Annotated in this window: 20 protein-coding genes and 1 pseudogene; 14 read left to right on the top strand and 7 right to left on the bottom strand. The window is 66.1% G+C overall.

Going from position 1 to position 26842, the window contains the following annotated elements; genetic code table 11:
* Positions 1-3: 3 nt before the first annotated feature.
* The 9 genes and pseudogenes from H7A85_RS02610 to H7A85_RS02570 all read left to right on the top strand — a co-directional run.
* The gene (locus H7A85_RS02610; RefSeq protein WP_182084313.1) at positions 4-1077 is read left to right on the top strand and encodes an amino acid ABC transporter permease; all 1074 of its coding nucleotides are present in this window, start codon (positions 4-6) and stop codon (positions 1075-1077) included.
* An 11-nt stretch (positions 1078-1088) separates the two neighbouring features.
* A complete protein-coding gene (locus H7A85_RS02605) occupies positions 1089-1847 on the top strand; it encodes an amino acid ABC transporter ATP-binding protein (protein ID WP_182084312.1) in 759 nt (252 codons plus the stop codon).
* 52 nt (positions 1848-1899) lie between these two features.
* The gene (locus H7A85_RS02600) at positions 1900-3300 is read left to right on the top strand and encodes an FAD-binding oxidoreductase (RefSeq protein ID WP_182084311.1); all 1401 of its coding nucleotides are present in this window, start codon (positions 1900-1902) and stop codon (positions 3298-3300) included.
* Positions 3301-3462: 162 nt separating this feature from the next.
* A complete protein-coding gene (locus H7A85_RS02595; protein WP_182084310.1) occupies positions 3463-5133 on the top strand; it encodes a thiamine pyrophosphate-dependent enzyme in 1671 nt (556 codons plus the stop codon).
* Positions 5130-7220 (top strand): hydantoinase/oxoprolinase family protein, encoded by a 2091-nt coding sequence (locus H7A85_RS02590; RefSeq protein ID WP_182084309.1) that lies wholly within the window; start codon positions 5130-5132, stop codon positions 7218-7220. The genes H7A85_RS02595 and H7A85_RS02590 overlap by 4 nt, the downstream gene beginning before the upstream one ends.
* Positions 7221-7225: 5 nt before the next feature.
* Positions 7226-8845 (top strand): hydantoinase B/oxoprolinase family protein, encoded by a 1620-nt coding sequence (locus H7A85_RS02585; RefSeq protein ID WP_182084308.1) that lies wholly within the window; start codon positions 7226-7228, stop codon positions 8843-8845.
* Positions 8842-10044, top strand: coding sequence for a pyridoxal phosphate-dependent aminotransferase (locus H7A85_RS02580; protein ID WP_182084307.1), 1203 nt, complete (start codon positions 8842-8844; stop codon positions 10042-10044). The genes H7A85_RS02585 and H7A85_RS02580 overlap by 4 nt, the downstream gene beginning before the upstream one ends.
* A 3-nt stretch (positions 10045-10047) precedes the next feature.
* On the top strand, positions 10048-10860 hold the full coding sequence (locus H7A85_RS02575; RefSeq protein ID WP_182084306.1) for an NAD(P)-dependent oxidoreductase: 813 nt from the start codon (positions 10048-10050) through the stop codon (positions 10858-10860).
* A gap of 275 nt (positions 10861-11135) precedes the next feature.
* Positions 11136-11933: pseudogene (locus H7A85_RS02570) on the top strand (methyl-accepting chemotaxis protein); the annotation flags it as partial.
* A gap of 524 nt (positions 11934-12457) precedes the next feature.
* Here the strand turns inward: H7A85_RS02570 and H7A85_RS02565 are convergent.
* Positions 12458-12793, bottom strand: a complete 336-nt coding sequence (locus H7A85_RS02565) for a hypothetical protein (RefSeq protein WP_182084304.1) — start codon at positions 12791-12793, stop codon at positions 12458-12460.
* Between the two features lie 503 nt (positions 12794-13296).
* Here H7A85_RS02565 and H7A85_RS02560 point away from each other — a divergent pair.
* The 4 genes from H7A85_RS02560 to qatD are packed head-to-tail and all read left to right on the top strand — an operon-like array spanning position 13297 to position 17971.
* Complete coding sequence (locus H7A85_RS02560) at positions 13297-15072, top strand: P-loop NTPase fold protein (RefSeq protein ID WP_182084303.1); 1776 nt, start codon at positions 13297-13299, stop codon at positions 15070-15072.
* Complete coding sequence (locus tag H7A85_RS02555) at positions 15072-15830, top strand: hypothetical protein (RefSeq protein ID WP_182084302.1); 759 nt, start codon at positions 15072-15074, stop codon at positions 15828-15830. Before H7A85_RS02560 ends, H7A85_RS02555 begins: the two co-directional genes overlap by 1 nt.
* Complete coding sequence (qatC, locus tag H7A85_RS02550) at positions 15823-17136, top strand: Qat anti-phage system QueC-like protein QatC (protein ID WP_182084301.1); 1314 nt, start codon at positions 15823-15825, stop codon at positions 17134-17136. Before H7A85_RS02555 ends, qatC begins: the two co-directional genes overlap by 8 nt.
* Positions 17096-17971: a Qat anti-phage system TatD family nuclease QatD gene (qatD, locus tag H7A85_RS02545; RefSeq protein ID WP_348519689.1), complete on the top strand. Its 876-nt coding sequence runs from the start codon at positions 17096-17098 to the stop codon at positions 17969-17971. Before qatC ends, qatD begins: the two co-directional genes overlap by 41 nt.
* Positions 17972-18331: 360 nt before the next feature.
* Here qatD and H7A85_RS02540 read toward each other — a convergent pair whose 3' ends face one another.
* The 5 genes from H7A85_RS02540 to H7A85_RS02520 form a co-directional block, all read right to left on the bottom strand.
* Entirely contained in the window at positions 18332-19333 is a 1002-nt protein-coding gene (locus tag H7A85_RS02540; RefSeq protein ID WP_182084506.1) for a hypothetical protein, read from the bottom strand.
* Between the two features lie 67 nt (positions 19334-19400).
* On the bottom strand, positions 19401-20354 hold the full coding sequence (locus H7A85_RS02535) for a D-2-hydroxyacid dehydrogenase family protein (RefSeq protein WP_182084299.1): 954 nt from the start codon (positions 20352-20354) through the stop codon (positions 19401-19403).
* A 22-nt stretch (positions 20355-20376) separates the two neighbouring features.
* The gene (locus H7A85_RS02530) at positions 20377-22623 is read right to left on the bottom strand and encodes an AAA family ATPase (protein ID WP_182084298.1); all 2247 of its coding nucleotides are present in this window, start codon (positions 22621-22623) and stop codon (positions 20377-20379) included.
* Between the two features lie 244 nt (positions 22624-22867).
* Positions 22868-23605, bottom strand: a complete 738-nt coding sequence (locus H7A85_RS02525; RefSeq protein WP_182084297.1) for a hypothetical protein — start codon at positions 23603-23605, stop codon at positions 22868-22870.
* Positions 23595-24032: a hypothetical protein gene (locus H7A85_RS02520; protein WP_182084296.1), complete on the bottom strand. Its 438-nt coding sequence runs from the start codon at positions 24030-24032 to the stop codon at positions 23595-23597. The genes H7A85_RS02525 and H7A85_RS02520 overlap by 11 nt, the downstream gene beginning before the upstream one ends.
* Positions 24033-24352: 320 nt before the next feature.
* On the opposite strand from H7A85_RS02520, the gene H7A85_RS02515 reads away from it, so the two are divergent.
* Positions 24353-25729 carry a hypothetical protein gene (locus H7A85_RS02515; protein ID WP_182084295.1) on the top strand — a complete coding sequence of 459 codons (1377 nt, stop codon included), beginning with the start codon at positions 24353-24355 and terminating at the stop codon, positions 25727-25729.
* A gap of 157 nt (positions 25730-25886) precedes the next feature.
* On the opposite strand, the gene H7A85_RS02510 is transcribed toward H7A85_RS02515, so the two are convergent.
* Positions 25887-26789, bottom strand: a complete 903-nt coding sequence (locus H7A85_RS02510; protein ID WP_182084294.1) for a Mu transposase C-terminal domain-containing protein — start codon at positions 26787-26789, stop codon at positions 25887-25889.
* Between the last annotated feature and the right edge of the window lie 53 nt (positions 26790-26842).

The raw sequence follows: 26842 nt of genomic DNA, 5'->3' as shown, positions 1-26842 counted from the left end.
CAGATGACCGCCACAGCCCTACCCATGCCCCGCGGCCGCCGGACGCTTCGCAAACGCTTCTTCTCCACGCCTGTGCAAGCTGTCGTGTCGGTCGTGTCCGTCGCGATCCTCGTCACCGTCGTCTGGAAACTCCTGGACTGGGCGGTCCTCTCCGCCGTGTTCACGGCAAGCGGCGGTCCGGCGGCGTGCGAGGCAGCATCCGGGGCCTGCTGGTCGGTGATCGCGGCGCGCTGGCGCATCATCTTCTTCGGGCTGTTCCCCTACGACGAGCAATGGCGCTCCGGCCTCGCCTGCCTGACCGTCGTGATCATGGTCGTGCTGAGCTGCATCCCGGCCTTCTGGACCGGGCGCCGCATCGCCGCCGTCTGGCTCATCGGCGTCGCCACCTTCTACGTCCTGATGAAGGGCGGCATCCTCGGCCTTCCTCACGTCGGCGAGGAGCAGTGGGGCGGCCTCGCCCTGACCCTGTTCATCTTCGTCTCGACCTGCCTCATCGGCTTTCCGCTGGCAATCGTGCTGGCCCTGATGCGCCGATCGGAGCTGCCTTGGATCTCCCGCACCACGGGCATGATCATCGACGCCGTCCGTTCGCTGCCGCTGATCTCGATTCTCTTCACCTTCGCGATCGTCCTCCCCTTCGCGCTTCCCGACTGGCTCCAAGGCGACAAGCTCTACCGCGTGATCGTCGGCTTCGCGCTGTTCTTCGCCGCCTACCAGGCAGAGATCGTGCGCGGCGGCATGCAGGGCGTCGCCTCGGGCCAGGACGAGGCCGCGAAATCCCTCGGCCTCGGCTACTGGGAACGCACGGGGCGCATCCTCCTGCCCCAGGCCATGCGCAACGCGCTGCCCGCGACGATCAACCAGGTCGTGATCTCCTTCAAGGAAACCTCGCTCGTCATCATCGTCGGCTTCTTCGAGATCCTCGCCTCCGGCAACGCCGCCTACGGCACCGGCGAATGGCGCTTCGCCTATGTCGAGGTCTACGCCTTCATCGCCCTCATCTACTTCGCCTTCGTCTTCAGCCTTTCCCGCTACGGCGCGTTCCTCGAGCGCCGCATGTCGGTCGGCCAGCGGTAAGGACCCCTCAGATGACACAGTCCACCACGTCCGACACGCCGGCCGTCCAGCTCATCGGGCTCGGCAAGCACTACGGAAACTTCAAGGCGCTCGACAACATCAACCTCACGGTGAAGCGCGGTGAGAAGATCGTGGTTTGCGGCCCCTCCGGATCCGGCAAGTCGACGATGATCCGCTGCATCAACCGCCTTGAGGAGCACGACGACGGCCGCATCGTCGTACTCGGTACCGAGCTCGACGACGACATCGGCAACATCGACGAGATCCGCCGCGAGGTCGGCATGGTGTTCCAGCACTTCAACCTCTTCCCGCACATGACCGTCCTGGAGAACTGCACGCTGGCGCCGATGCGAGTGCGCAAGATGCCCCGCGCCGAGGCCGAGGCGATCGCCCGGCGCTATCTCGAGAAGGTCCGTATCCCCGAGCAGGCGGAGAAGTATCCCGGCCAGCTTTCGGGCGGCCAGCAACAGCGAGTCGCCATCGCGCGTTCGCTCTGCATGCAGCCGCACATCATGCTGTTCGACGAGCCGACGTCGGCGCTGGACCCGGAGATGATCTCCGAGGTGCTCGACGTCATGGTCACGCTCGCGGCGGAGGGCATGACGATGATCTGCGTCACGCATGAAATGGGTTTCGCCCGGCGGGTGGCGGACCGGGTGATCTTCATGGACCGGGGCGAGATCGTCGAGGACGCACCGCCCGAGGCCTTCTTCACGAACCCGCGCAACGAGCGAACCAAGAAGTTCCTGTCGCAGATCCTTGGACACTGAGCCACGGCGTCGACGACCGCCGCCAGCCTGGCCTCTTCAGTCGGACACGCCGATGATCGCTTCAGCCCTGTCTACGCTTCTTGGCCCCTCGGGTTGGCTGACGGGCCCGGACGCTGCCGCCCATACCCGCGATTGGCTCGACCGTTTCGGTGTGCAGCCTGTGGGGGTCGCGCGCCCGAAGAATACCGATGAAGTCGCGGCCACGGTGCGGATGTGCAACGACGCTGGCCTCGCGGTCGTACCGCAAGGGGGCAACACGGGCCTCTGCGGAGCCAGCGTGGCCGACCGCGAGGAAGCGGTCATCCTGTCCCTGTCGCGCATGTCGGCGATCGGTGAGCCTCACGGCGGCGGGGGAAGCGTCACCGTGGAGGCCGGGGCCATCCTGGCGACGGTCCACGAGGAAATGGCACGCCGGGACCTCATCTTCCCTATGCATCTCGGGGCGGAAGGCAGTGCGAGGATCGGGGGCCTCATCGGAACGAATGCCGGGGGCAGCCATGCCTTTCGATACGGGATGATGTCCGACCTCGTTCTCGGCCTCGAGGTCGTTCTGGCCGACGGCACCGTCTGGAACGGCCTTCGCGAGGTGCAGAAGGACAACGCCGGCTACCAGCTCCGCAAGCTGTTCTGTGGGTCGGAGGGTACGCTGGGCGTCGTCACCCGCGCGGTTCTTCGACTGCATCCGGCGCCCAAGCAACGCTCGACCGCCCTCGTCGCCCTGGCCGATCTTTCGGCCGCTGTCGCGTTCGGAAACCATGTGCGCAGCGAAGCCAGCGAGTTTCTCTCGGGGCTCGAGTTCTTTACCGACATCGGGCTGGATCTCGTGCTGCGCCACCTGCCCGACATCGGTTTCCCACTTGAGACGCGGGCTCCGGCCTACGTCCTGGTCGAGTTGACCTCTTCCTCCCGCCGCGTACCGCTCGACGCGATCCTCGAAGACGAACTCACGTGGGGCATGGAGGCGGGCTTCGTAGTCGATGGGGCCGTCGCAATGTCCCAGGCTCACCGTGACAGGTTCTGGAAACTCCGCGAGGAACAGCCGGAAGGTCAGCGGCTGGAAGGCGCCCAACTCAAGCACGACATCTCGGTACCGCCGGGTCGGATCGCCGAGTTCGTCGATGCCGGCTCGAGCCTTTGCGAGGATCTCGTGCCCGGCGTCAGGGTGAACGCCTTCGGGCACCTCGCCGACGGCAACATTCACTGCAATCTGTCTCCCCCGCCGGGCGCCACGGACTTCTCCGGGATGAACTCGGAACTCGGCCGCGCCCTGGTCGGCTTGGCGACCGAGATGGGCGGGAGCTTCGCGGCCGAGCACGGGCTTGGACGGGCAAAGGTCGCGCTGGCGACAGCCTTCAGAGGCGTCGTGGAGCGATCGCTGATGTCGAGCGTCAAGGACGCCCTGGATCCCGGGCACGTCCTCAATCCCGGCGTTTTGGTCGGGCCTCGGCGGTAAAGCAGAACTTTCTAATGAACCGGATTTCTTGATTTCGCCGGCGGCGGCCAAGGGGCAGGTTTCACTCAAAGCGCATCCATATCGAGGCTTGGGCGTCGAAACACACAGGATGCAATCGGCGGGCGCGCGAGCTTCCCGGATCGGATTCAAGGAGTCAGGACCATGGCGCGAAACGGTGGCCAGTTGTTGGTGGAGTGCCTGCTGGCCCTCGGCGCGAACAAGGGTTTCGGTGTACCGGGAGAGAGCTACCTCGCGGTGCTCGATGCCCTGCACGACACGCGCGGCCGGCTCGATTACGTCCTGTGCCGGAACGAGGGCGGCGCGTCCTTCATGGCGGCGGCCTACGGCAAGCTCACTGGCAATCCGGGCCTCTGCTTCGTCACCCGCGGCCCCGGAGCCACCAACGCTTCCATCGGCGTCCACACCGCGATGCAGGACTCCTCGCCGATGATCCTCTTCGTCGGCCAGGTCGGCACCGACATGAAGGGCCGCGAGGCCTTCCAGGAGGTTGACTACCGCGCCGTATTCGGCCCCCTCGCCAAGTGGGCGGTGGAGATCGATCAGGTCGACAGGATCCCCGAGATCATGGCGAGGGCCTGGACGACCGCCGTGTCCGGGCGACCGGGGCCCGTCGTCGTCGCCCTGCCCGAGGACATGCTGACCGACGAGACCGACGTGCCTCCCTTGGCGGCAGCCCCGAAACTCTACGAGGCGGCTCCGTCGTCCGCCGCGGTTGCAGCGACACACGACCTCCTAGCCGGCTCGAAGCGCCCGGTCCTCCTCCTCGGCGGGACGAACTGGACCGAAAAGGGCCGCCTGGCGCTTCAGCGGTTCGCCGAGACGTCCGGCATCCCCGTCGTGGCCGCTTTCCGCTACCAGGATCAGTTCGACAACCATTCTCCCGTCTTCGTCGGCGAGGCCGGGGTGGGCATGCCGCCTCACGTCCGCGCCCTCATCGAGCAGGCCGATACGATCCTGGCGGTGAACGTGCGCTTCGGCGAGATGACGACGAACGGCTATACGCTCCTGTCCGTGCCGCAGCCCCGCCAGACGCTGATCCATGTCCACCCGTCCGACCGCGAGATCGGGAAGGTCTACGTGCCTGCGCTCGGCATCCAGGCAGGACCCAACGCCTTCGCGGAGACGCTCGAACCCGTCCAGGGTGATTGGGCAGGATGGCGCGAGGACGCGCGGGCCGCCTACGAGGCGAGCTTCGACGCTCCCGCCCAGCCGGGGCCGGTCGACATGGTCGCGGTCACCGCGTGGCTGCGCGAGACCCTTCCCGAGGACGTCATCCTCACGAACGGCGCGGGCAACTTCACCGTCTGGCCGAACAAGTTCTTCCGCTTCGGAAGCAAGGCACGGCTCCTGGCGCCCCAGTCCGGAGCGATGGGCTACGGCGTGCCGGCCGCGATCGCCGCCAAGGCAGCTATGCCCTCGCGCACCGTGGTCTGCTTCGCCGGGGACGGCGACTTCCAGATGAACTGCCAGGAGCTCGGCACCGCCATGCAAGCCGGAGCCCAGCCGATCGTCCTGATCCTGAACAACGGGATCTACGGGACGATCCGCGCCCACCAGGAGCGTCACTACCCCGAGCGCGTATCGGGGACGACGCTTGAGAACCCGGACTTCGTGGGCCTCGCCAGGTCCTACGGCTTCCATGCCGAGAAGGTCGAGGCCACGGAAGGCTTCGCCGCAGCCTTCCGCCGCGCCCTCGCCTCCCCGACCGGCGCCGTTCTCGAACTCGTGGTCTCGCCGGAGGCGATCACGCCCCGCCAGACCCTCACCCAAATGCGCACCGCAGCGCTCAACGCCCGGAAGGCCGACGCATGACCGCAGGATCGGACGACATCCGCCTTGGCGCCGACATCGGCGGCACCTTCACCGACATCGCGCTCGACGTGCGCGGCACGGTCTTCTCGACGAAGGTCCTCACCAACTACACCGCGCCCGAACAGGCGATCCTCGACGGCATCGAGATCGTCGTCCGCGACGCCAAGATCGCCGCGTCCGACATCGGGATCGTCATCCACGGCACGACGCTCGCCACCAACGCGCTGATCGAACGGCGCGGCGCGCGCACCGCGTTCGTCACGACGGAAGGCTTCCGCGACGTCCTCGAGATGCGGACGGAGAACCGCTTCGCCCAGTACGACCTCGATATCAGGATCCCGGCGCCTTTGATCCCGCGCGAGGACCGCTTCACGGTGAAAGGGCGCATCGGCGCGGACGGACAGGAGCTTCTCGCGCTTGACGAGGCCGCTCTGGCGCGCCTCGCGGAGGAGCTGGCCGCGCAGGACTTCCAGGCGGTCGCCATCGGCTTCATCCACTCATACGCCAACGGGACCCATGAACGGCGGGCGCGCGAGATCCTGTCCGCCAAGCTCGACGTGCCGATCTCGATCAGCTCCGAGGTATCGCCGCAGATGCGCGAGTTCGAGCGCTTCAACACGGTCTGCGCCAACGCCTACGTGCGGCCGCAGATGGCGACCTACCTCGCCCGGCTCCAGGTCCGCCTGAAGGAGATGGGCGCCGACTGCCCGGTCTTCATGATCCATTCGGGCGGCGGCCTGATCTCGGTCGAGACGGCGTCGGAGTTCCCGGTGCGTCTCGTGGAATCGGGCCCGGCCGGCGGCGCGATCTTCGCAGCCGACATCGCCCGCCGCTTCGGTCTGGAGAAGGTCGTCTCCTACGACATGGGCGGCACCACCGCGAAGATCTGCCTGATCGAGGATTACGCGCCGCAGACGGCCCGCACCTTCGAGGTCGCCCGAACCTATCGCTTCACCAAGGGCTCAGGGATGCCGATCTCGATTCCGGTGATCGAGATGATCGAGATCGGCGCGGGCGGCGGCTCCATCGCCTGGGTGGACGCGATGGGCCGCATCCAGACGGGTCCGGAAAGCGCGGGATCGGAGCCCGGTCCCGCGTGCTACGGACGCGGCGGCAAGCGCCCTGCCATCACGGACGCCGACCTCGTGATGGGCAAGCTCGACCCCGACAACTTCGCGGGCGGTGCGATCAAGCTCGACACGGCCGCGTCCGAGCGTGCCATCCTCACTGAGGTCGGCGAGAAGCTGTCGCTCGCTGCCCTGCCGACTGCCTTCGGCATCTGCGAGGTGGTCGACGAGAACATGGCGAACGCCGCGCGGGTCCATGCCGTCGAGAACGGCAAGAACGTCTCCGACAACATCATGATCGCCTTCGGCGGCGCGGCTCCCCTGCACGCCGCCCGGCTCTGCGAGAAGCTCAGCATCGACCGTTGCCTCGTGCCGCGCGGGGCGGGCGTCGGGTCGGCCATCGGCTTCCTCAAGGCACCCTTCGGATACGAGGCGCTTGCCTCGCGCCTCGTGCGCCTGTCGCGCTTCGATGCCCGAGAGGTCAACGCCCTTCTTGACGACCTCAAGAAGACCGCCGAGGGCTTCGTGCGGGCCGGCACCAGCGGAACGATCACTCGCGAGATCACCGCCTTCATGCGTTATGCCGGCCAGGGCTGGGAGATCCCGGTCCCCCTGCCTGACCAGCCATTCGACGGGACGGCGCGGGAGGAGCTCGCGCAGCGCTTCCGAGAGAGCTACGGCCGCTTCTTCGGCCGTGCCATCGACGGGCTCGGCGACCTCGAGATCGAGATCGTGACCTTCTCGGTGAAGGCCAGCGACGAGCGGCCGGCGGGAACGCGCGAGGAGATAACGACCGGATCGTCCGAGGCGACGGTCGAGGTCAGACGCGAGGTCTTCGATCCCGCCGCGGGGACGCTTCTTACCTATGGCATCGTCGAGCGCGACACCCTGGCTCCCGGAACGCGAGTTGTAGGCCCTGCGGTGATCGTCGAGCGTGAGACCTCCACAGTCGTCACCAGTCCCTTCGACGCCGTCATCCAGGGCGACGGCGCCATCCTCCTCATCCGCAAAGGCGCCTGAGACCCATGTGCGACATTGCCGACATCCGCATGCAGGTCATGTGGAACCGCTTGATCTCGGTCGTCGAGGAACAGGCGCTGACCCTCCTGCGCACCGCGTTTTCGACTTCGGTGCGTGAGTCCGGTGACCTCTCGGCCGGCGTCTTCGACCCGCGGGGTCGGATGCTCGCACAAGCCGTCACCGGCACGCCCGGCCACGTCAACACCATGGCCGAGGCAGTGGCGCACTTCATGGCGGCCATTCCTCGCGAGGAGATGTTCGAGGGCGACACCTATGTCACCAACGACCCCTGGCTGGGCACGGGCCACCTCCACGACATCACCATGGTGTCGCCCTCCTTCCTGAATGGCGAACTCGTCGCCTTCTTCGCTTGCACCGCGCACGTCGTCGACGTCGGTGGCCGCGGCTTCGGCGCGGACGCGAAGTCCGTCTACGAGGAAGGCATACAGATCCCGATCATGAAGTTCGCAGAGCGTGGCAAGGTCAACCTCGACCTCGTGCGCCTCCTGCGCGCCAACGTGCGCGAGCCCAACCAGGTCGTCGGCGACTTCTACTCCCTGGCGGCCTGCAACGACGTCGGACACCGCCGCCTCGTCGAGATGATGCGGGAAACGGGCCTCGACACGCTCGAAAGCCTCGGGACATTCATCTTCTCCCGGACACACGACGCGATGGTCGAGCGCCTCGGGGGCTTGCCGAAGGGAAGCTGGTCCAACGAGCTCGTCACGGACGGGTACGACGCGCCGATCAAGCTCGCCGCCAAGGTCTCGGTGCGCGAGAACGAGGTCGAGGTCGACTTCACGGGCACCGACCCGATGAGCCGATGGGGCATCAACACGCCGATCATCTACACCAAGGCTTATGCCTGCTATGCCCTGAAATGCGCCACCGCGCCGGACATCCCAAACAACGCGGCCTCGCTGGCCTTCTACACCGTGACCTCGCCCGTCAACATCCTGAACGCGGTGCGCCCGGCCCCGGTCGCGCTCCGGCACATCTTCGGCCACATGGTGCCGGACCTCGTGCTCGGAGCGCTTGCCAAGGCGATGCCCGGCAAGATTCTCTCGGAAGGCGCGGGCGCCCTGTGGAACATCCACATCTCGGCACGCCCCGCCAACGGCGGCGAGGGTCGCCGCGCCGAGGTGCTGATGTTCAACTCGGGCGGCATGGGCGCGCGCCCCGGCATCGACGGCCCGTCGGCGACCGCCTTCCCCTCCGGCGTCCACACGATGCCCGTCGAGGCGACGGAGCACACGGGACCGATCGTCGTCTGGCGCAAGGAACTGCGGCCGGGTTCGGGCGGCGACGGGGAGTTCCGTGGCGGTCTCGGCCAGATCATCGAGATCGCGCCGATGGAAGGGCATGAGTTCGACTTCTCCGCCATGTTCGACCGCATCAACCACGCGCCGCGCGGCCGAGACGGGGGCGAGAGCGGGGCTGCGGGCATCGTCAAGCTCGACGACGGCACGCTGATGCGGCCCAAGGGCTGGCAGCACGTACCCGCCGGCCGCCGGCTGATCATGGAGCTCCCCGGCGGCGGCGGTTTCGGCGATCCCGCCAAGCGCGCCCCCGAGGCTCGCGCCGCTGACCGCTCCAAGGGCTACGTTTCGGAGAACGACAAATGAGCTACATCGCCTCCCGCCTCGCCGTGGTGAAGCCGTCCGCCTCGATGGCTGTGTCCCAAGCGGCCAAGGCGCTCCGCGCCAAGGGCATCGACGTGATCGATTTGGGTCTCGGCGAGCCGGACTTTCCGACGCCCTCCCACATCGTCGAAGCGGCCTACGAGGCCGCGAAGGCCGGGCAGACGCTCTACACGGGCTCGGCCGGCACGCCCGAGGTACGCGAGGCGGTCGCAAGCAAGTTTCGGCGCGAGAACGGCCTGGACTACGCGGCCGAGGACGTCGTCGTCGCGAATGGCGCGAAGCAGATCATCTTCAACGCGCTGATGGCGACGCTGGAGCCCGGCGACGAGGTGATCCTGCCCGCGCCCTACTTCGTGTCCTATCCGGAGATGGTGAAGCTGCTGGGTGGCAAACCCGTCGTCGTCGAATGCCCGGAAACGACCGGCTTCCGCCTGACGCCCGAGGTGCTCGAGCGGGGGATCACCCCGCGCACCAAATGGCTCTTCCTCAACATGCCCGGCAACCCGTCCGGCGCCGTCTACTCCGAGTCCGACCTCAAGGCGCTTGGCGAGGTCCTTGCCCAAAATCCGCACGTCCTCGTGCTATCGGACGAAATCTACGAACACATCATTTTCGACGGCCGTGAGTTCGTGTCCTTCGGCAAGGCCTGCCCTGAGCTTCGCGACCGCACCCTGATCGTCAACGGCGTGTCGAAGGCCTACGCGATGACCGGCTGGCGTGTCGGATACGCGGTCGGCCCTGCCCCGCTCGTCAAGGCCATGACGACGATCCAGAGTCAGTCGGTCACGTCCGTCTGCTCGATCGCGCAGGCCGCGACGGTCGCGGCGCTGAACGGACCGCAGGACGAGGTGTCGCGTTTCGGCCGCGCCTTCGAGGCACGCCGCAACCTCGTGGTCGACGGCATCCGGCAGGCCAACGGTCTGACGCTGTCGCCGCCCGAAGGCGCCTTCTACGCCTATATCGGCTGCGGCAGCCTGATCGGGCGACGCACCCCGAAGGGCGTGGTGCTCGAGGACGACACGGCCTTCGCCAACTACCTCCTCAACGAAGGCCGCGTCGCCGGCGTGCCTGGGGCGGCCTACGGGCTGTCGCCGTATTTCCGTATCTCGACCGCCACGAGTGAGGCGGTGCTGACCGAGGCGATCGCGCGCATCAACGCCGCCGTCGCGCAAGTGGAGTAGACCATGCCGCAATACGAGCGAATCCTCATCACCGGCGCGGGCGGGCGCCTTGGGACGGTTCTCCGCCCAGGCCTGGCGCATCTGGCGAACAAGATCAGGGTCGCCGGACGCCGCCCGTTCGACGATCTCCGTCCCAACGAGGAGGAAGCGGTCTTCGAGCTCTCCGACATGGACGCCACGATCGCCGCCACCGAAGGATGCGACGCGATCGTGCATTTCGGTGGTGCGGCACTGGAAAGCCCCTGGCAGACCATTCTCGACTCCAGCATTCGCGGCTCCTACCACATCTACGAGGGCGCCCGGAAGAACGGCGTCAAGCGGGTCGTCTACGCCTCCTCGGTGCATGCCATCGGCTTTCACGAGGTCGAGGCACAGATCGGCGTCGACGCGCCCGTACGGCCCGACACGCTCTACGGCGTGTCGAAGAACTTCGTGGAGAGCCTCAGCCGCCTCTACTGGGACAAGTTCGGCATCGAGACGGCGTGCCTACGCATCTTCTCGTCATTTCCCGAGCCCACCGATCGGCGCCATCTCTGGTCGTACCAGTCCTTCGATGACTGCGTCAGACTGGTCGAGGCGTCGCTGACCGCGCCCCGGGTGGCCCATACGATCGCTTTCGGACTGTCCGACAACAAAGTGAAGACCGTGGACAATTCCGGAGCCAATCATCTCGGCTACCAACCTCAGGACAACAGCGAGCCGTTCCGGGCGGCCGTCGAGGCCAAGACGCCCCCCGCGGACCCGAAGGCTATCGCCACGCGATACCTTGGAGGCTTCTTCTGCGAGCTCGGGCACCCGGACGACGAGAAGGCTTGAGACGGTTAGCGCGGGCGGTACGTGCCGCTCGCGCCCGCCGTGATCAACACGCGATCAATACCGCGCTTGCCATCCACGCGCTCCTGGGATTTGGGCTCGGCCGAAGGAACGCTCATTAACGAACGTCTCCGCGTTTGTGTGGCGGGCTGCACCGTACCTGACTGATGAACCGGAGGAACTGCTCGGCATGACAGATGGCGGGAACGACGTCCCCGCGCGCACGAGAGGCAAGGCCTTACTCACGGAACTGCTCCTGGAAGCGATCCATGCCGCCGATCCAATCGGGTGCCGATCATATCCGCTCGGCATCGGATAATCTTGCTAGGCGGACCGAACAGCAAGCAGCCGCGATCGAAGAAACATCGGCAACCCTCTCCGAGATGACCAACGGGGTTCGCGGTTCGAGCCACAAGGCCGAGCAGGCTGGCGAGCTTGCGAACCGCATGAAGTTGGAAGCAAAGCAGTCCGGCGCGGTCGTCGGCGATGCCGTCGCCGCCATGGCCGAGATCGAGGTATCGTCCGGTAAGATCGGCAGCATCATCGGGACCATCGATGAGATGGCCTTCCAAACCAACCTCCTGGCATTGAACGCCGGCGGCGAGGCCGCACGGGCCGGCGAGGCTGGTCGCGGCTTTGCTGTGATTGCTGAGGAGGTCCGCAGTCTCGCTCAACGTTCTGCGGAAGCCGCCAAGGAGATCAAGGACCTCATCTCCCTTTCCCGCAGGCAGGTCGAACAGGGCGTCGAGCTTGTCGCACGGGCCGGTCAGAGCCTGGAAGGGATCGTCGAGAAGGTGTCCGAGGTCGACGTGCACGTCGGCGCCATCGTGGTGTCATCTCGCAACCAAGCCGTGGGCTTGGGCGAGATCGACAATGCGGTGGGGACGCTCGACAAGGGTACGCAGCAGAATGCGGCAATGGTCGAAGAGGCGGCCGCCGCATCCAACGAGTTGTCGAGCGAGGTCAACGCGCTGAACGCGATGCTCGAAAATTCAAGATCGATGCGGTCAGCCTTGGCGCTGCCGCTACTCGCAACGCTGGTGCGCAAGGGCCCCAGGCGAAGCTCAGCCTGGTGAAGGGGTGGTGATGGGGCTCGGCGCCTTCGCATGTTAAACGGCATGGAATGAGGGCTTCGACGCAACCGCTATGAGGTCGAAGGTTTCGTAAGCGACGGGAATAGGATTGGAAACTCCAATCAACCCAAGTCGGCGACGCCGCCTTCCGACCAAAGTACATGCTGCAGCCCTGCCGAGCGATCGCACGTTCACCGAAAACCCGCTTTCGCCACCGATCGGCGCACACGCTGCAGCTGGCGCTTGCGGGCCGCCTACTGCTCGCATGCCTATGCCTTGTCGCAAACGGCTGAAGAGTATGCTGACATCACGCTCGCTGAAGGCTCGTTCATCGTCTTCCAAAGCGTGCTGGCGACAAGCGTGACACCAGATTTCTCTATGTGAGCTGTTGGCGGGGGTGGAGACCGCGATGGTTGGCTCCCCTTCCCCGCATCGGACGGAAGGTCGCAGACCGAAGTCCGAACCCGTCTGCGAAGACGCTCCCTTCGGCTCCACGTGGGAGTGTCGCCTTCCGCTGACCTGAATGCTTACGGACTGGGCGGAGCAAGCTCGTCCGGGTCCATGCCGTATCCACCCACCGGCAGGTCGGGATCAAGGTCCGCGTCCATGTCGAACCGCAGGAGCCAGCAGTTGCGCTCTCCGGCGACCTTGGCCGCCGCGATGAACTCGGGTGAGAGACCCGACCTGCTCAAGTCCCGGGCGCTGTCTTCACGAAGCGGCCCCGCGATCAACTTGGCGGTCGAGACGACCCATCCGTAGTCGTAGCTCATCACATCGAACGGCAGCTCGCCTTCGTCCAGAAGGGCGACGTCGTCCGTCGTCAGATGCCCTGTTGAGATATCCATGAATTCGTAGATTGCCATGCCTTCGCCCTCGTCCGTGATGAACGCAGAGTCGCCCGGCGCGACGCAAACTACCCGCAAACGCGAGCGCACGCTTGCGTGGACAGTGGGCGGTTGTCCGCGCTGCCGTTACAGGACTCGGTCGAACGGCCAGACTGGGGGCCACGAAACTCCTTGAAGCTCGTCAAACGCCGGATGTTCGGCCGCGCCATGCTAAATCTGTTCGAAGCCCGCCCTGTCGTAGCGCCCTGATCGTCATCAGAGATGCGTCAGACCCCTTATTCCACGCCGATTCACAGGCATTCCTTGCATCGCCGTCCAGAAGGCAGGATCGCCGCCGACAAGTCGAGGAACCCTGCGCGCATCCGGCCCTTCCCGTGCGGCGTCCCGGCACGGGCGCGCTTTGCGTAAGTCGTTTCCGTCCTGCCCCAAACGACTGCACGGGGAATTGCTCGTGGATGGAGGCGCTGCGCGCTTGACGCAACGGTAAATGGCATCAACCCTCGGTAGAACTGGGAGGGGCCATGTGGGCGGACATCGAAAGTGGCGTCGACTACCTGAACTATTCGGAAGTGTCGGAGATGGTCTGCGACCTCGTCACCGACGATGGGATGCTGCCGATCTCGTTGGGGATCTACGGGACCTGGGGCGTCGGCAAGTCCAGCATCCTGAGACTGGTGTCGAGCCAACTCGAGGCTGACGAACGCAACCTCGTCATACCTTTCGACGCATGGCTTTACCAAGACTTCGACGAGGCGAAGTCCGCCCTGATGACGGTGATCGCCAAGAACCTCTACGACGCCACTCCCGAAACCCTGAAGGAGAAGGCGTCGGGGTTCTACCGCCGGGTCAACAAGCTCAAGGCACTCGGCCTTGCGGTCGACGTCGGAGCGATGGCAGCAGGAGTCCCAACCCTCGGACTTTTCTCGAAGGCGTTCGGTTCCGCCGGGGATCTCCTCGGCGGCACGGGCGACAAGGAGGACGTCGACGCATTGAAAGACGCGGCCAAGGCCGCCGCGGAACGGAGCGGCGGCCTGCTCGCGGCGAAGGAGAAGCGCAACGCGCCCGAGGAGATCGCAGCGTTCCGAAAAGAACTCGGCGAGCTTCTCGACTCCATGGGCCGCAGGCTTGTGGTCTTCGTCGACAACCTCGACCGCTGTCTTCCCGCAAACGCCATCGCCACCCTCGAGGCGATGCGGCTTTTCCTGTTCCTCCCAAGGACCGCTTTCGTTGTCGCCGCCGACGAGGAGATGATCCGCCTCGCGGTAGCAAAGCACTTCTCGAACCCGGGGGACCGGCACGTCACCGACTATCTGGACAAGCTGATCCAGATCCCGATCCGCGTCCCAAAGCTCGGCTTGCAGGAGGTTCGCGCCTACCTCGTCATGCTGGCCGTAACCAAGGAGGCGAGTGTCGTACCCGAACGGCAGGAGGCGGTCCGCGGGTTCCTGGTCTCGAAACTACGGAAGAGCTGGTCGAACGATCCGCCGTTCAAGATGGCCGAGATCGCGGCAATCTTGGACATCGCCCCGGACGACGCACTGATGGGCAGCCTCGAGACGATGGATCTCCTCGCGCCGCTGCTTGCCCATTCCGTCAGGATCAACGGCAACCCTCGCATCGTGAAGCGGATGCTGAACGTGATCCGGATGCGGTCGTCCGTGGCGCGGCGCCGCGAGATGCCGCTGGGTGAGTCCTACATCGCGAAGCTGGCGTTGTTCGAGCGCTGCATGGGCGAGGAGGCGATCCTGGAACTCGGTTCCATGGTGAACGCGGCGACGGACGGGAAGCCGCAGGCCTTTGCTGACCTCGAGGCCATCAAGGGCGAGGTCCCGGCGGAGCGGCTCCCGAAAGCGTGGCAGGGCCAACCGGAGTTTGCGGCCAACTGGCTAAAGCTGAGCCCGATGTTCGCCGGGGTCGACCTCCGGCCGATGGTGTACCTCTCGCGCGAGACGCTGCCCCTTCGCTCGGTTGCCGCCCGGCTGGGCCCGGCAGCGGCGAAGGCCCTCGAGACGCTTCTGAAGACGGCCTCCGTGAACTCTCCGGCCTCGAAGGAGGCCATCTCCCGGTTGGCCTCCGAGGAGGCCGCCGACGTCATGGACGAGATGATCGTCGCGATGGGACGAAACCTTGACTGGTTGAAGGCCCGCAACGACTTCCGCGGCGCCGTGATGCTGGCGAGGTCAAGTCCCGCAGCGCACGACAAGCTCGTGCGGTTCGTCGGCGGCCTGCCGAAGCCACCGCTCTGGATGACAACCATGATGAAGGAACCGACGGCAAGCGCCGAGGGACGCGGCTGATGGGCACGTCATCCTCCTCCAAGGGTTCCGGGAAGGATCAACCACTCGTCCCGCCGGGCACCGACGACGAGCCGGGCAAGAAGGTGCCCGAGGCGGTTCCCCAGCGCTTCAGGGCATTCAGAAGGTCGTTCGGAAAGTTCCTGCGGGACGGCGAGCGAGCCGACCTTCGACGCGCGCTCGGCCATTACGCCAGGACGTCAACCGGGGGAAGCGAGGTCGGCCCGCGCCGGTACGGCTCGGTATATGCAGCCGGTGGCGGCCTTTACGACGTCCTCTCTTCGCTCGGCGGAAACGGCGACGGTGCGGCGGCCAGGGGCTTGGCCAAGGACTCGCTTGCGGGCCAACCGCTCGACGTCGTTTGCCAACGCATCGCGGAGGCGCTGGCGCCGGAGGGCGCGGACGCGGACCGGATTCGGGTGTCGATCGACGAGGCGATGCTGGAAGTCCTCGGCGAGGGGGATTTCGACCCCAATCGCCTCGACGCGGAGACGATCCACCGGATCATCGCTGAGTACCTCTCCCAGTCGGTGTTCCAAGACATCGTCGAGGAGGTCGGCGGCTCGTGGGCGAACGCCCCGGACGAGGCGCGCACACCGGAGGCGGAGGCGCAGCTCCTCGAGTTGATCAGGGTCGTCGTCGACCGGGAACTGGACGCCAGGATGCCGCAGGGCGCCGCGATGAACGGTGCGGGCGTCTCGCGGTTGATGCGTGCGGCGGTCGACGAGGTGTGGAGGGAATGGGAGGCCTTCGATGAATAGGCTGGTGTTCCACGTCGACGAGGAGGACGTCCCGGTTCCCGGCGGGTCCGACACGGTCCATGTGCATCTCTACGGCCGGCGGCCGAAGCATCCCGGCACCGCCTCGATCGGCGGAAGCCTCGAGGTCGCGATCGCTCGGCTGGGCGTGCCGGTCGCCCCCCTCGCGTTCGACTTCCTGTCGATCGCCTTGGCTGTCGTGGCCGCCGACACATTCGTCGACCGCTCGAGGTTCGGCACGAACGGGTGGTCGCGCGAACTAGCCCTTGAGGTACCGCTCTGCCGGCCCGGGCCATGGTCGGCGGTCGCCGGTGACATCGAGCGCGCGCTCGCGTTCCTGAGCGGGGACACGTGGCGGCTCACATTTGTCGACGGGGGGCGGGCACCGCCCGGACCCGAGGCGATCCTGCGGCGCCACCGCAGCCACGTCGGCATCGGACGGGCGGACTGCGTCTCCCTGTTCTCTGGCGGCCTCGACAGCCTGATCGGCGCGGTCGACCTCATCAGGGAAGGTCGCAGCCCCCTGCTCGTCAGCCATTCCTACCGCGGCGACCAGAGCTACCAGCGCAGGCTCGCTCCGCGCCTCGGAAAGGTGCTGCCCCGCTTTGCCGCGAACGCGAATCCCGTATTCTCGGGTCCGAACGTGAACGACACGAGCATGCGCACCCGCAGCCTCGGCTTCCTCGCCTACGGCGTCGTCGCCGCGACGGCGCTGGGCTCGGTCAAGCCGCAGCTCGCCATGGTGGACCTCGTCGTCCCGGAGAACGGGTTCATCGCCCTGAACGCCCCGCTGACGCGACGCAGGGTCGGCTCGCACAGCACGCGCACCACACACCCGGACTTCTTGGACAGGATTCAGTCCGTCCTTGACTTCACCGGCATGCAAATCCGGATCGGGAATCCCTACAGACACATGACAAAGGGCGAGATGTTGTCGGAACTCGCACCCGCCGGGCATCTGGCCGAGACCGCGCTCGGCACGGTGTCCTGCGGCAAGTGGAAGCGGAGGAGCCAGCAATGCGGACACTGCGTCCCCTGCCTCATCCGCCGGGCCGCCTTCGCGGCGGCGGGCATGACCGACACGACGAACTATCGTTTCTCGGTCGGCGAGGCGTGGGAAAGGCCCGACATCAGCGACGACATCATGGCGATGCGCGTGGCGTCCTCGCGCGATCCCCGGGGGCGAAACCAGCGGGCCCTCGCCAGCGGCCCCTTGCCTTTGGACCCGTCCGAGAGGCAGGGATGGTTCGGCGTCCACCAGCGCGGTCTTGAGGAGGTGGGGATGTACCTGGAACGGGAACTGGGCTGAGTTGATCGACTTCCACTGCCACCTTGACCTCTTCCCGTCCCCGTCGGCGGCGGCCGACGAGGTCGAGCGCTCCGGCATCTACGCGCTCTCGGTCACGACGACGCCGAAGGCGTTCCCGAAGACCACCATGATCGCGAAGGGGCGAAAGCGGATCCGCACCGCGCTCGGGCTCCATCCGCAACTGGCCCACGAACGCCACGGCGAGGTCGGCTTGTTCGTTCGCTTGCTTGGGGAAACCGGTTACGTCGGCGAAGTCGGCCTCGACGGCGGCGATGGGTTCGCCGAGCACATGGGCGTGCAGAAGGACGTCTTCGACAGGATCCTCCGCGCTTGCTCGGACGCCGGCGGGAAGGTCATGTCGATCCACAGCCGACACGCGAGCGCGGAGGTCCTGGACGCGCTCGCGCGGCAACCCGGGGCCGGCCTGCCGATCCTGCACTGGTTCTCCGGCCCGACGGCGCATGCGCGGCGGGCAGCCGAGATGGGCGCTTGGTTCTCGGTGGGCCTTCCCATGCTCCGGTCGCGCAGGGCAGCGGCTCTCGTCGCCTTGCTGCCCCGCGACCGTGTACTCACCGAAACGGACGCTCCGTTCGCGTCGACGACCGGAGGACAGTATCCCTCGTCCGCGCTTTCGGACGCGGTGGTTTGCTTGGCACGTCTCTGGGATGCGGACGTGGAAGCGACCCGGCGCCAGTTGAACGGCAACCTGCGCACGCTGACGGAAACGACCGTCGCGATCCGGCGCCCGACGTTTGATTTGCACGGCGGCAGACCTCCCCTAGTCCGGTTGGGACGCGCGGCGTCGCCCGGTCGCGTCGACGCTTCGAACGGTTGACGCAAGCTTCCTGTTTACCCCTCTCACCCACTCTTCCAACCTTGGCTCGACGTCGTCGGACTGACTGTGTTCGGGGCTTCAGACGCCTCGGCGGACGTGTGCCTGCCCCTTGGCGTCATCTGCATCTGTTCCTTCGCCGTCGTGGCCGCGGTCGGGGGCGGAGCGCCGTGGGCCCTTCTTACCCGCGCGCCCTAGACGTCGTGTCCGATCGGGTCGAACTTGATGCCGGCGATCGCGCGGCACGTGTTTGATGAGATCATGTCCAGCTGAAGCGACGGGTACTTGCTCCATCACAATTCTTCAGGCGAAGCGCTGGAATCGTAGGGCGCTCCGGATGGGGAACTGCGTACGGTCGCCCTGCTATTGCGCTTCCCCCTGTGGGCGTCGGGCGCCCAACCACATGACCATGTCCTGCGGATTGTAGTCGGCAAACATGCGCAGGCCCGGATCGTCGTGGCGGACCGCCCTCAATCCCTCGACGACCTGACCGGGCACAACGCGACCTCCGTGGGCTGGGAAAAGGACGTTGGGCAGGGCGCGGTGGTCACCAAAATCCATCGCGCTGCGCCGATCCATCAAGGGCTCTTCACGCGACCCGCGGATGAAGTAGTCGAGATGACGGACGGCCACCACGGCGTCGACACTTGGAAACGTCTCCGGCGTGCCGTCGGGCTGCAGCGAATGGCTACTGTCCGTCAGCAAACCGGATCCATGGTTCACGAGGACCGAGATCGGCTCGTAGATGGCGTCGTCCCAGACTATCACCAGAAGGCTTTCGGTCACCGCGTCCCTGAACCCGTTGAACTTTCGTTCGGCATCGCGAAGGAAGTCGCGGACAGGGTTGTCGCGGGGCAGAGTGACCGGGCCTCCCGCGAGTTCCCGGGCCACTTCAAGTCGCACGCCGTCCCTGTAGGGCAACTGTATCGGGTTCGCTGCGCGCGCACGAATGTGGTTGAGCAGCGACGGGGTTTTCACCTCGACGGCAAGGCGTCCCTCCGGATGCCGAACGAGCAGTTCCGGCCGGGGGCCGCCGGGGACCGCGGCGGGCTCATGCTCGAAGGTCGTATCCTCCGGCCATGGGCACTGGACGACGCGCTCGATGACGAGGATCTCAGCCAGTTTGTGGAGCAGTTGCTCGTACTGTCCCTCGTCCCCCTCCCGCCCCCCGGTCGAGCAAAGCTGGATGAGGAGCGTTGTGCCGATGCCCGGTGCCCTGTCGTCGATCGATCCGCATGCCGCGATGATGCTGTCGGCGAAGGGGCGTGGCCCGTTGAAGAAGTGATAGTTGAACCAGTGCCACCCGGTTTCCCGCAACCGTGCCCACGCGGCAGTGAGCAGGGCACCGTATTCCTTCGCAGTCATCGTCCCTCCCCTCTGCCGAATCCTGGACGCAACCTTCCCATGATCGCGCCGTCAGCGTCTCACATCTTCAGCCGGGCGACAGGACACGGATAGGACGTCCTTCGACGAAGCCGAGAATGGCCTCGACGTAGCCGCTGAAGAACGCCTCGTAGGTTTCGCGCGTGACGTAGCCGATATGTGGCGTGGCGACGACCCCGGGCGTGTCGCGGATCGGGTCGGATGGCGGGAGGGGCTCAGAGTCGAAGACGTCTAGGGCCGCGCGGCGGAGGCGGCCGGCCGCAAGCGCCCGAAGAAGTGCCGGCGTGTCGACGATGGCGGCTCGCGACGTGTTCACGAGCGCCGCGTCCGGCTTCATCAGGCCAAGCTCCCGCTCGCCGACGAGACCGCGGGTCCGCTCGGACAGCACGAGGTGGACCGTCAGGTAGTCGGCGCGGCGGAACAGCTCGTCGCGTCCGACGAGCGTCGCGCCGACCTCCTTGGCGCGTCCCGCCGTGAGGTTTTGGCTCCACGCCAGGATCTCCATGTCCATGGCGGCACCGATGCGCGCGACTTTCGAGCCGAGCCGCCCGAGCCCGAGAACGCCGAGGGTCTTCCCGGCGAGCGTCCTCCCGACGCCGACCTGCCATCCGCCAGCCCTAACCGAAGCCATCTCAGCGGAGAGGTCGCGCGCGGACTCGAGCAGGAGGGCTACCGCGAGTTCGGCCGTCGCGGGACCCGATCCCTCCGTCCCGCAGACCGTGACGCCACACGAGGCCGCGGCCGTGACGTCGATGGACGCGTTGCGCCCACCCGACGTCACGATGAGTTTCAGGCGCGGCACGCGCTCGATCACCGCGGCGGGTAGCGGGGTCCGCTCGCGCATCGCGCAGACGATGTCGAAGTTGGAGAGCCGGGCGACGAGGCCGTCGGCGTCCGCGACATGGTCGTGGAACGGGACGACCTCGAAGGAACTCGGCAGCCGGTCCCAGCCACCTATGGTCGTCGCCACCCGCTGGTAGTCGTCGAGTACGGCAATCCTCACGCGAACTCCTCCGGGTTCGGCCTCACCTGGGCTCTCCCGAAGCGCTCTCGGCCACCCCGACGGGAGCCGGAGCCCGCCCCTCCGGTCCCATCATCATCCAATAGTGGGCTTCGTGGTGGGTCTCCACGAATATCCTGCGGAACACGTCGAGGTAGCGATCGACGACGCTCTGGTCGGCCGAGACGTAGAGGTCGTCGTGTACGCCGTGGGACCCGTCGTTGACCCACGAGAACAAGGACGAGCAGACCTGCTGGTCGCGCCCCTCGAACCGGGCGACGATATGGTCGGTGTCGACGTTCCCGAGGATCTTGAAGTAGTTTTCGACGATGCGCCGGAGCGTGTTCTGGATGGTCGCGTTCGAGCGGTTCGGGTTGCGGACCTCCGCCCACAGGAGTTCGTACGACGTCTTGATCGGGTTGGTGGGGTAGCCGACGATCCTCGAGGCGCCGCCGTGCTTGCGGACGATCCAGAATGTCTCGGTCGAACGAGCCTGGGCACCACGGCCCGGATCGTATGACACCTCCTTGTGGAAGTATATGTTGTGGGTCAGCAGGAAGACCTGCTTCACCTGACCCGTGCCGGCCTCGGCTTCCCTGATCACACGCTTGATCAGGGCGCTGACGATGAACAGCACGTCGCTGTCGAGGCTCGACACCGGGTCGTCGAAGACCACGATGCGGTCGGAGGTCACGTCCGCCTCGGTCACGCCGCCCCGGATCAAATGGAAGAAGTAGAGGAACGAGACGAAGCTGCGCTCGCCCTCGCTGAGCGTCGCGGCGGCGCTCTGTCCGTCGCCGCGGACGATCTCGTACAGGTGGTCCCTGTCGCCCGCCGTTCTGAGAGCGAAGTTCGTGAAACCGAACGATGCGAGGATGCCGTTCATGGCGGCGACCGTCGGCTGGACGCTGGTGACCTGCCTCTCGAGGGCGCGCAGGTCCGCCTTCGCCGCCGCAAGCTCCCGTCGCTTGGCTTCGATGCCGCGGGAGAGCCCGTTGATCGCCTTGTCGAGATCGCCGGCCGCCTTGATGTATGCCCCGATCGTCGCCCGGCTTTCGTTCAGCAGGCAACGCCAGACCTGCTGGACGTGCGTACGCCGCTCCCCGACGATGTTGGCCATCAGTCGATTGTGCTCCGTCACGGCCTCGTTGGCCGCCGCGACGCGCGCCGCTATGGGCCGTACCAGTTCCTCTATGGGTTCGAGGAAGACGGGCGTGCTGGGCTCGCGCCTCTTGCTGGCAAGCAGCCGCAGGTTGACCGCTAGCCGATCCGACAGTCGACCGATTTCCGTGCGTAGCGCTTCCGCGTCGAGATGGGGGCTTTCGAGGGCCAGCAGGTCCCCCAAGTGACGCAGGGAGGACTCGGAAAGCACCTCGTAGGAATCGTACGCCTTCGAGATGGCGGCGACTTCGTTGAGGTAGGTCTCGTCGAAGTAGCCCTCGATCTCCTTCACCAGGTCGGCGGCCATGGCCTGCTGGCAGAAGGGACAGGTCGAACCCGAGCCGAGGTAGGACAGGCCCTGCCTCACCCAGTCGCTGTTCCCGAGCCTCTTGATGAGGGCGGCGACGTCGACGTCGTCCTTCCCGACGATCCGACGCGCGAGAACTTCCAGGTCCTCGATGGCGATCAAGTCGTCCAGCTCAATCGTCGGCAGGGGTGCCTGCCGTTCGAGTCCCACTCCGTAAAGCGTGGCCGCGGTTCTCTTTAGCTCCTCGACGTCGACGGCGTCGGCCGTGTTGGCCCCGGCCTCCTCGATGACGCGGTCGCAGAACCTCGCGGCCGCGCTCCGGACGCCTTGGAACGAGTCCTTGAAGTGGGGGTCGTGCCGGGTCTTGATCTTCCAGCATTCGCGCTCGAACCCGTCGCGGAGCGCCTTCCTGTCGCCGCGCTTGCCCGAAGAGCAATCCTCGGGCCCAAGCGTCCTGCCCAGTCGGTCGATCTCCGCCTCGATGGCGCCGATGGCCGCCCGCTGCCGATCGATCTTCTCCAGCGTGTCCTGCTCGGCCGCCCCAAGCGTGAAGATGCCCGGCAACTGGCTGGAGAAGTTCGCCGTGACGAAGTCGCTGTTGTAGACAAGGCACGCCAGCGGTCGGTCGTGTCGCCACGTCACGACTGAAGGAGCGTGCGCGTCCGGGTCGCGGATCACGCGGGAGATCGTGGTCTTGCCCGCACCGTTGGTCCCGAAGAGGAAGTTCACGGACTTCAGCGGGGCGAGCACCTCGCCTTCCGCGGAGTAGCTGCCATGGCCCGCCACCCTGATTTCCTGAAGCACGGCACCTCCCGTCGATCCACACGCGTCTCGGTCGTTTGCCGCATCCTAGACGCGAACCCCGCGATTCGAAGTGGGCTGTGTCGGCTTACCGCCAAATTGATCGTGGCCTTGCACCGCAGGCAGGACCCGTCGACGCCGGATCCTGCCCGGTTGAGCTCGCTGGCTGGGTCCGATCACATTCCAGATAGGCGCAGAACAGGAGCTGCCGTGCGTAAATCGCAGGGATGTCGACGCCCTTCCCGTACTAGGCAGACACGAAGGCCTCGAACTCGCTGGGGAGATGTCCGGCCGCGACGCAATCGACCCAGGTCATCCGGTAGTGGTTGAGAAGACTTCGGGTGGGCCCCGTCAGAGCTGCCGTCGTCAGCAACATGTAATTTGGGGAATTAAAGAATCCATCATGCCAATGAAAGACGGCCTGCCCGCCGAGCCGTAATTCGACCGGGTAGATGAAACGGAGCGGGTCGAGGTCCAACGCCACCCCGAGCAGGGCACGTGCGTACGTCTTCGGCAAGCTACCTGCCGCATCGTACTCCTTCAGCTCGATCCCAGCATACCTTGTGCCCTGGTAGGGTTCTCGGTTGCGGCCGTGACGGAGAACCGCCGCATCGTGTGTGCTTACGACCGAGACATCGAGTTCGTGACTGTCGCCGCTAGCGCCGCGGTGCAGCAACCCGGCATGGAGTTCGCGATGATCGCCGACCAGGAAGTGGCACGGCTCCGAAGCCGCGGAGGTCGACATCGTCGGAAGATTGCTCGGGGCGCCGCAAACCCGAAACTCGGAAGTCGGTTTGCCGTGGCTGTCCCTCGCCAGGACGGCGTTATTTGTCTGCAGAACCGCCGCGGCTTCCAGAAAGATCCAAGTCTCGAACGCCTTGCCGTTGCCGGAAGAGAACGACGGCGCATGAATGGATACCTGGACCGCCGCTTGCTGGATCGCGTCGGTCAGCTCCTGTGATACGGGCTTCGGCTTAGTCGGCACGCTCAGCCTCCCAACGCTCTCGCAGCGCTGCCTCCGCCCGCACCCAACTTTTGAGCAAAGCTTCCATCGCGCGGATTCTTTCTGGATCCAGCAAGTCGTCCCTTTGCCCTTCCGGACCTTCCGGTCGCCCCTCCGGGCGTTCCGGAACCGGATTGGGCAGTATGACTACCGCCTTCAAGTCGAGTCCGGCCGCGAGTTCCCTTATCCTGCTTCCGGCAGCGATCTCACGCTTGAGCCGGGAGACGACGGCTTGGTTGGCTCCTTCGAGCTGGCGCTCCCTCGAGACGTATCCTTCGCGGCCCCTCGTCTCCGGCTCTGTGTCATCTACCCCCGTGGCGCGTTCGGCTGCCGATCGCGCGAGTTCGGCGAGTCCGCCTCTCGTCAGCGCGTCGAGAAGGGCATTCACGTCTGGATCGATGGAGGCCATTTTCTCGTGAACCCGTTGCTACGGGGCGCTCGCGAACGCCCGTGGATTCGAGCTACCATCGCATCATGGTTCGCGGAAGTCCTTCGGGCAGTCCTTGCATCGCACCCGAGCGTCCGGGCCGTGGGGTGAGCTGGATCAAGAACCCAGCACGGCGGCCGTGTCGGGAAACCTTCGGAACCGCATGCATCCATCGACGACGCGGGACCGAATCCTTGGAGGTCCGCGGACGCGGGATCGTGGGGTTCGATGAACTCGGATGAGAGCGTGCATAATGCGGGAGTCGGCCCGATGCCTTCCCGACTTTTGAGGAGATCACGCTCATGGCACCTCGCCGCATCCTGATCGACAACGCCACTCTCGGAGGTGTGGAGCGGATCACCGGGCGGGTTCGGACCGCGAGCCTCGATCAAGTCGACAACGACGTCCTATGCCTCGAGCGTCTGGTCACCGCCATCCTGTTCAGCGACGAGTTGATCGCCGTAGACGATTACAAGGACAGTTACCGGGCCCAAAGGTTGAAGGCCTTCGACTACGTGCGCTTCCAGAAGCCGGACCCAGCAGTGCGCAAGTCCGTCGCCGAGGAAGCAGCAGCTTTCGCACGCGGGATGATGTTCTCCTTTGACGGCGCCGAGCCCGCTGCCGACGTCGCCGCCTTCTTCGAGGCGCTTCGCATCGAGCCGCAGCTCAGATGGGACATCTTCGTCTCGAGCGAGTACCTGACGCTTGCACTTCTCGTCCGGGATACTCGCCACGCCTCGTACGAGCACCGAATCGATGGGGCCTTCACCGGGGAGACCTCGGATCCGGAACGATCCGCCGACCTCCCCGACCACACGCCTACAATCTCGGTCGTCAGCCGTCCGGCGATCGGAGACGTCAAGGAACTCGTGCGCGCCCTCGCGTCCGGCAACCCGACCTATGCCGGAACGCATGCGAACAGCATGCTCGACCGCCTCGTCTTCGGCTATGGGTGGGCAGCGGAGCGCTCCTACTTCTACAACGCCCTGGCCGACCGGGAGGCGGCCGACGTGAGTCTGGCTCCCCTGCGCGATGCGTTCTGCGAGAGCTGCTGCCGGATCGACCATCCGGGCCAGGTCGGCAGCCTTATCGAGGCGCTCAAGCGTACCACCCGCAAATCGCTCGAGGCCATTCTCGAACCCGATGGAAGGGCGCGCTTTGCGATGCGACTGCCGTTCTTCGTCTCCTACCTCATCTCGAAAACCGACAATCCCGACCAATGCATAGAACTGGCCCTGTCGTTCCGGAGCCGCCCCGAATTCGCGGGCTGTCGAACGCTTCTCGACAATCTGCATCATCTGTCGCCGGCGGACCGAACCCGGGAGATCAACGGGATCCTGCGTCACCTCGAGCAGGCATGTGCAGACTTGATGCGCAGATACGAGGTGTCGACCCACGGCGGCCCTCAGTACTCGGTGTCGCTGGGACTGTCGGGCATCAGCATCGGTACCAGCGCGAAGCTCTCGCAGCTGTTCCGGTCATATCGAAACAGACCCTTCGCCCGTGTGTTCCGGAACATCGCGCAGGACATGTTGAACGTTGAACGGATGGGTATTCTGCACGACCGGATCCGATCGTCGTTGAGGGAGCATCCGAGTCCGCGCTGGTCTCGCATCTCGATGGCTCCGCGCGCCCTGAGGCAACGGGAGAACGAACACGGCCGTCCGGTCGATTTCTGAGTGATCGGCCTTGATAGAACGACGGTGGCGGAAAAGGCCCGCTCGCTGAACCTTCTGGTATCCGCGGACGTATACGCGGGGCTGGGCGCACCCGAGTTCGACGCTCGCGAACGTCCGCCGATCAGGGGCAAGGACAAAATGAGCCCTCGTGACCTGGTCACACCCAACGGGCATTCAGGCGCACCCACTTGCGCTCCGGCGTGCAGATCTCGACGCGCGTGATGTCCGTCGGGTCGCTACGGACCTCGTATGTCCGCGACTCGCCCCATCTCTCAACAAGCTCCGGGACTGCCTCGCTCCAGTAGGTACGACCGCCCCAGGACACCCCGCGCGGACCGATTATGCGGAACCTGTCGGGACGAAAGAGGTCGCCCGGCGCGTCGGCAGGCACGAACCGCGGGACGAAGCCGACCGCCGCCTCGCGCCACAGGTCGAGGGGCGAGCGCTCGATGCCGGGAACGGGGACGGCGTTGTAGCGGTCGACGATCCAGCGACGTAGCCTTCGGTCGATCTCGGACAGAGGGACCTCGTCCCCTTCGGGCTTTCGGCCCGCGAGCATGTGCGTGATCGCGGACCGCCCCTCCTGTACGGGGTCGACCTCGATTCCCGTCTCTTGGGACCACCGCTCCGCGAGGTCGCCGACAAAGGGTTCGTAGTCCTCGTGCCGCACGATCTCGATGCCGAGCGCCTGTCGAAAGCGACGGACGGGCGCAGGTACCAGATCATGCCGTGCATGGACGAAGACACGCTCCGCGACTCCTTCGCAGGGCCAGTACCCAGCCGCGCCGAACTCTGCTGCGTCCCGCGGCAGGAAGGCGTCGGCAAGGCAGCGCAGCATGTCGTAGTAGCTGACGCCGTCCTCCGCGAGGTGGACGCCGGCGACCATGAGGGTGCGACGGCAGATCGCCAGAACCGCGACGGGCCGCCCGACCCAGCCGTCGGAAGCTTGGCCTACCGCAGGGGCGGTGGCGCGCAGCTCCATGGCGAAAGCGCCGACCGTCAGCTCGGCCATCGGTGCCGGACGCGTGGCCTGGGATCCGTCGGCGATGCCTTGGAACATCGTAGTGGTCCCTCCTACGTGATGGCGAGGCGTCTTGGTTTGCTCGGCCATGG

Origin of the sequence: Aureimonas sp. ME7, from assembly GCF_903970965.1 — a bacterium.
Lineage (GTDB): Bacteria > Pseudomonadota > Alphaproteobacteria > Rhizobiales > Rhizobiaceae > Aureimonas.
Note: the sequence above shows the minus strand (reverse complement) of the source record. Positions and strands in the feature narration are given on the sequence as shown.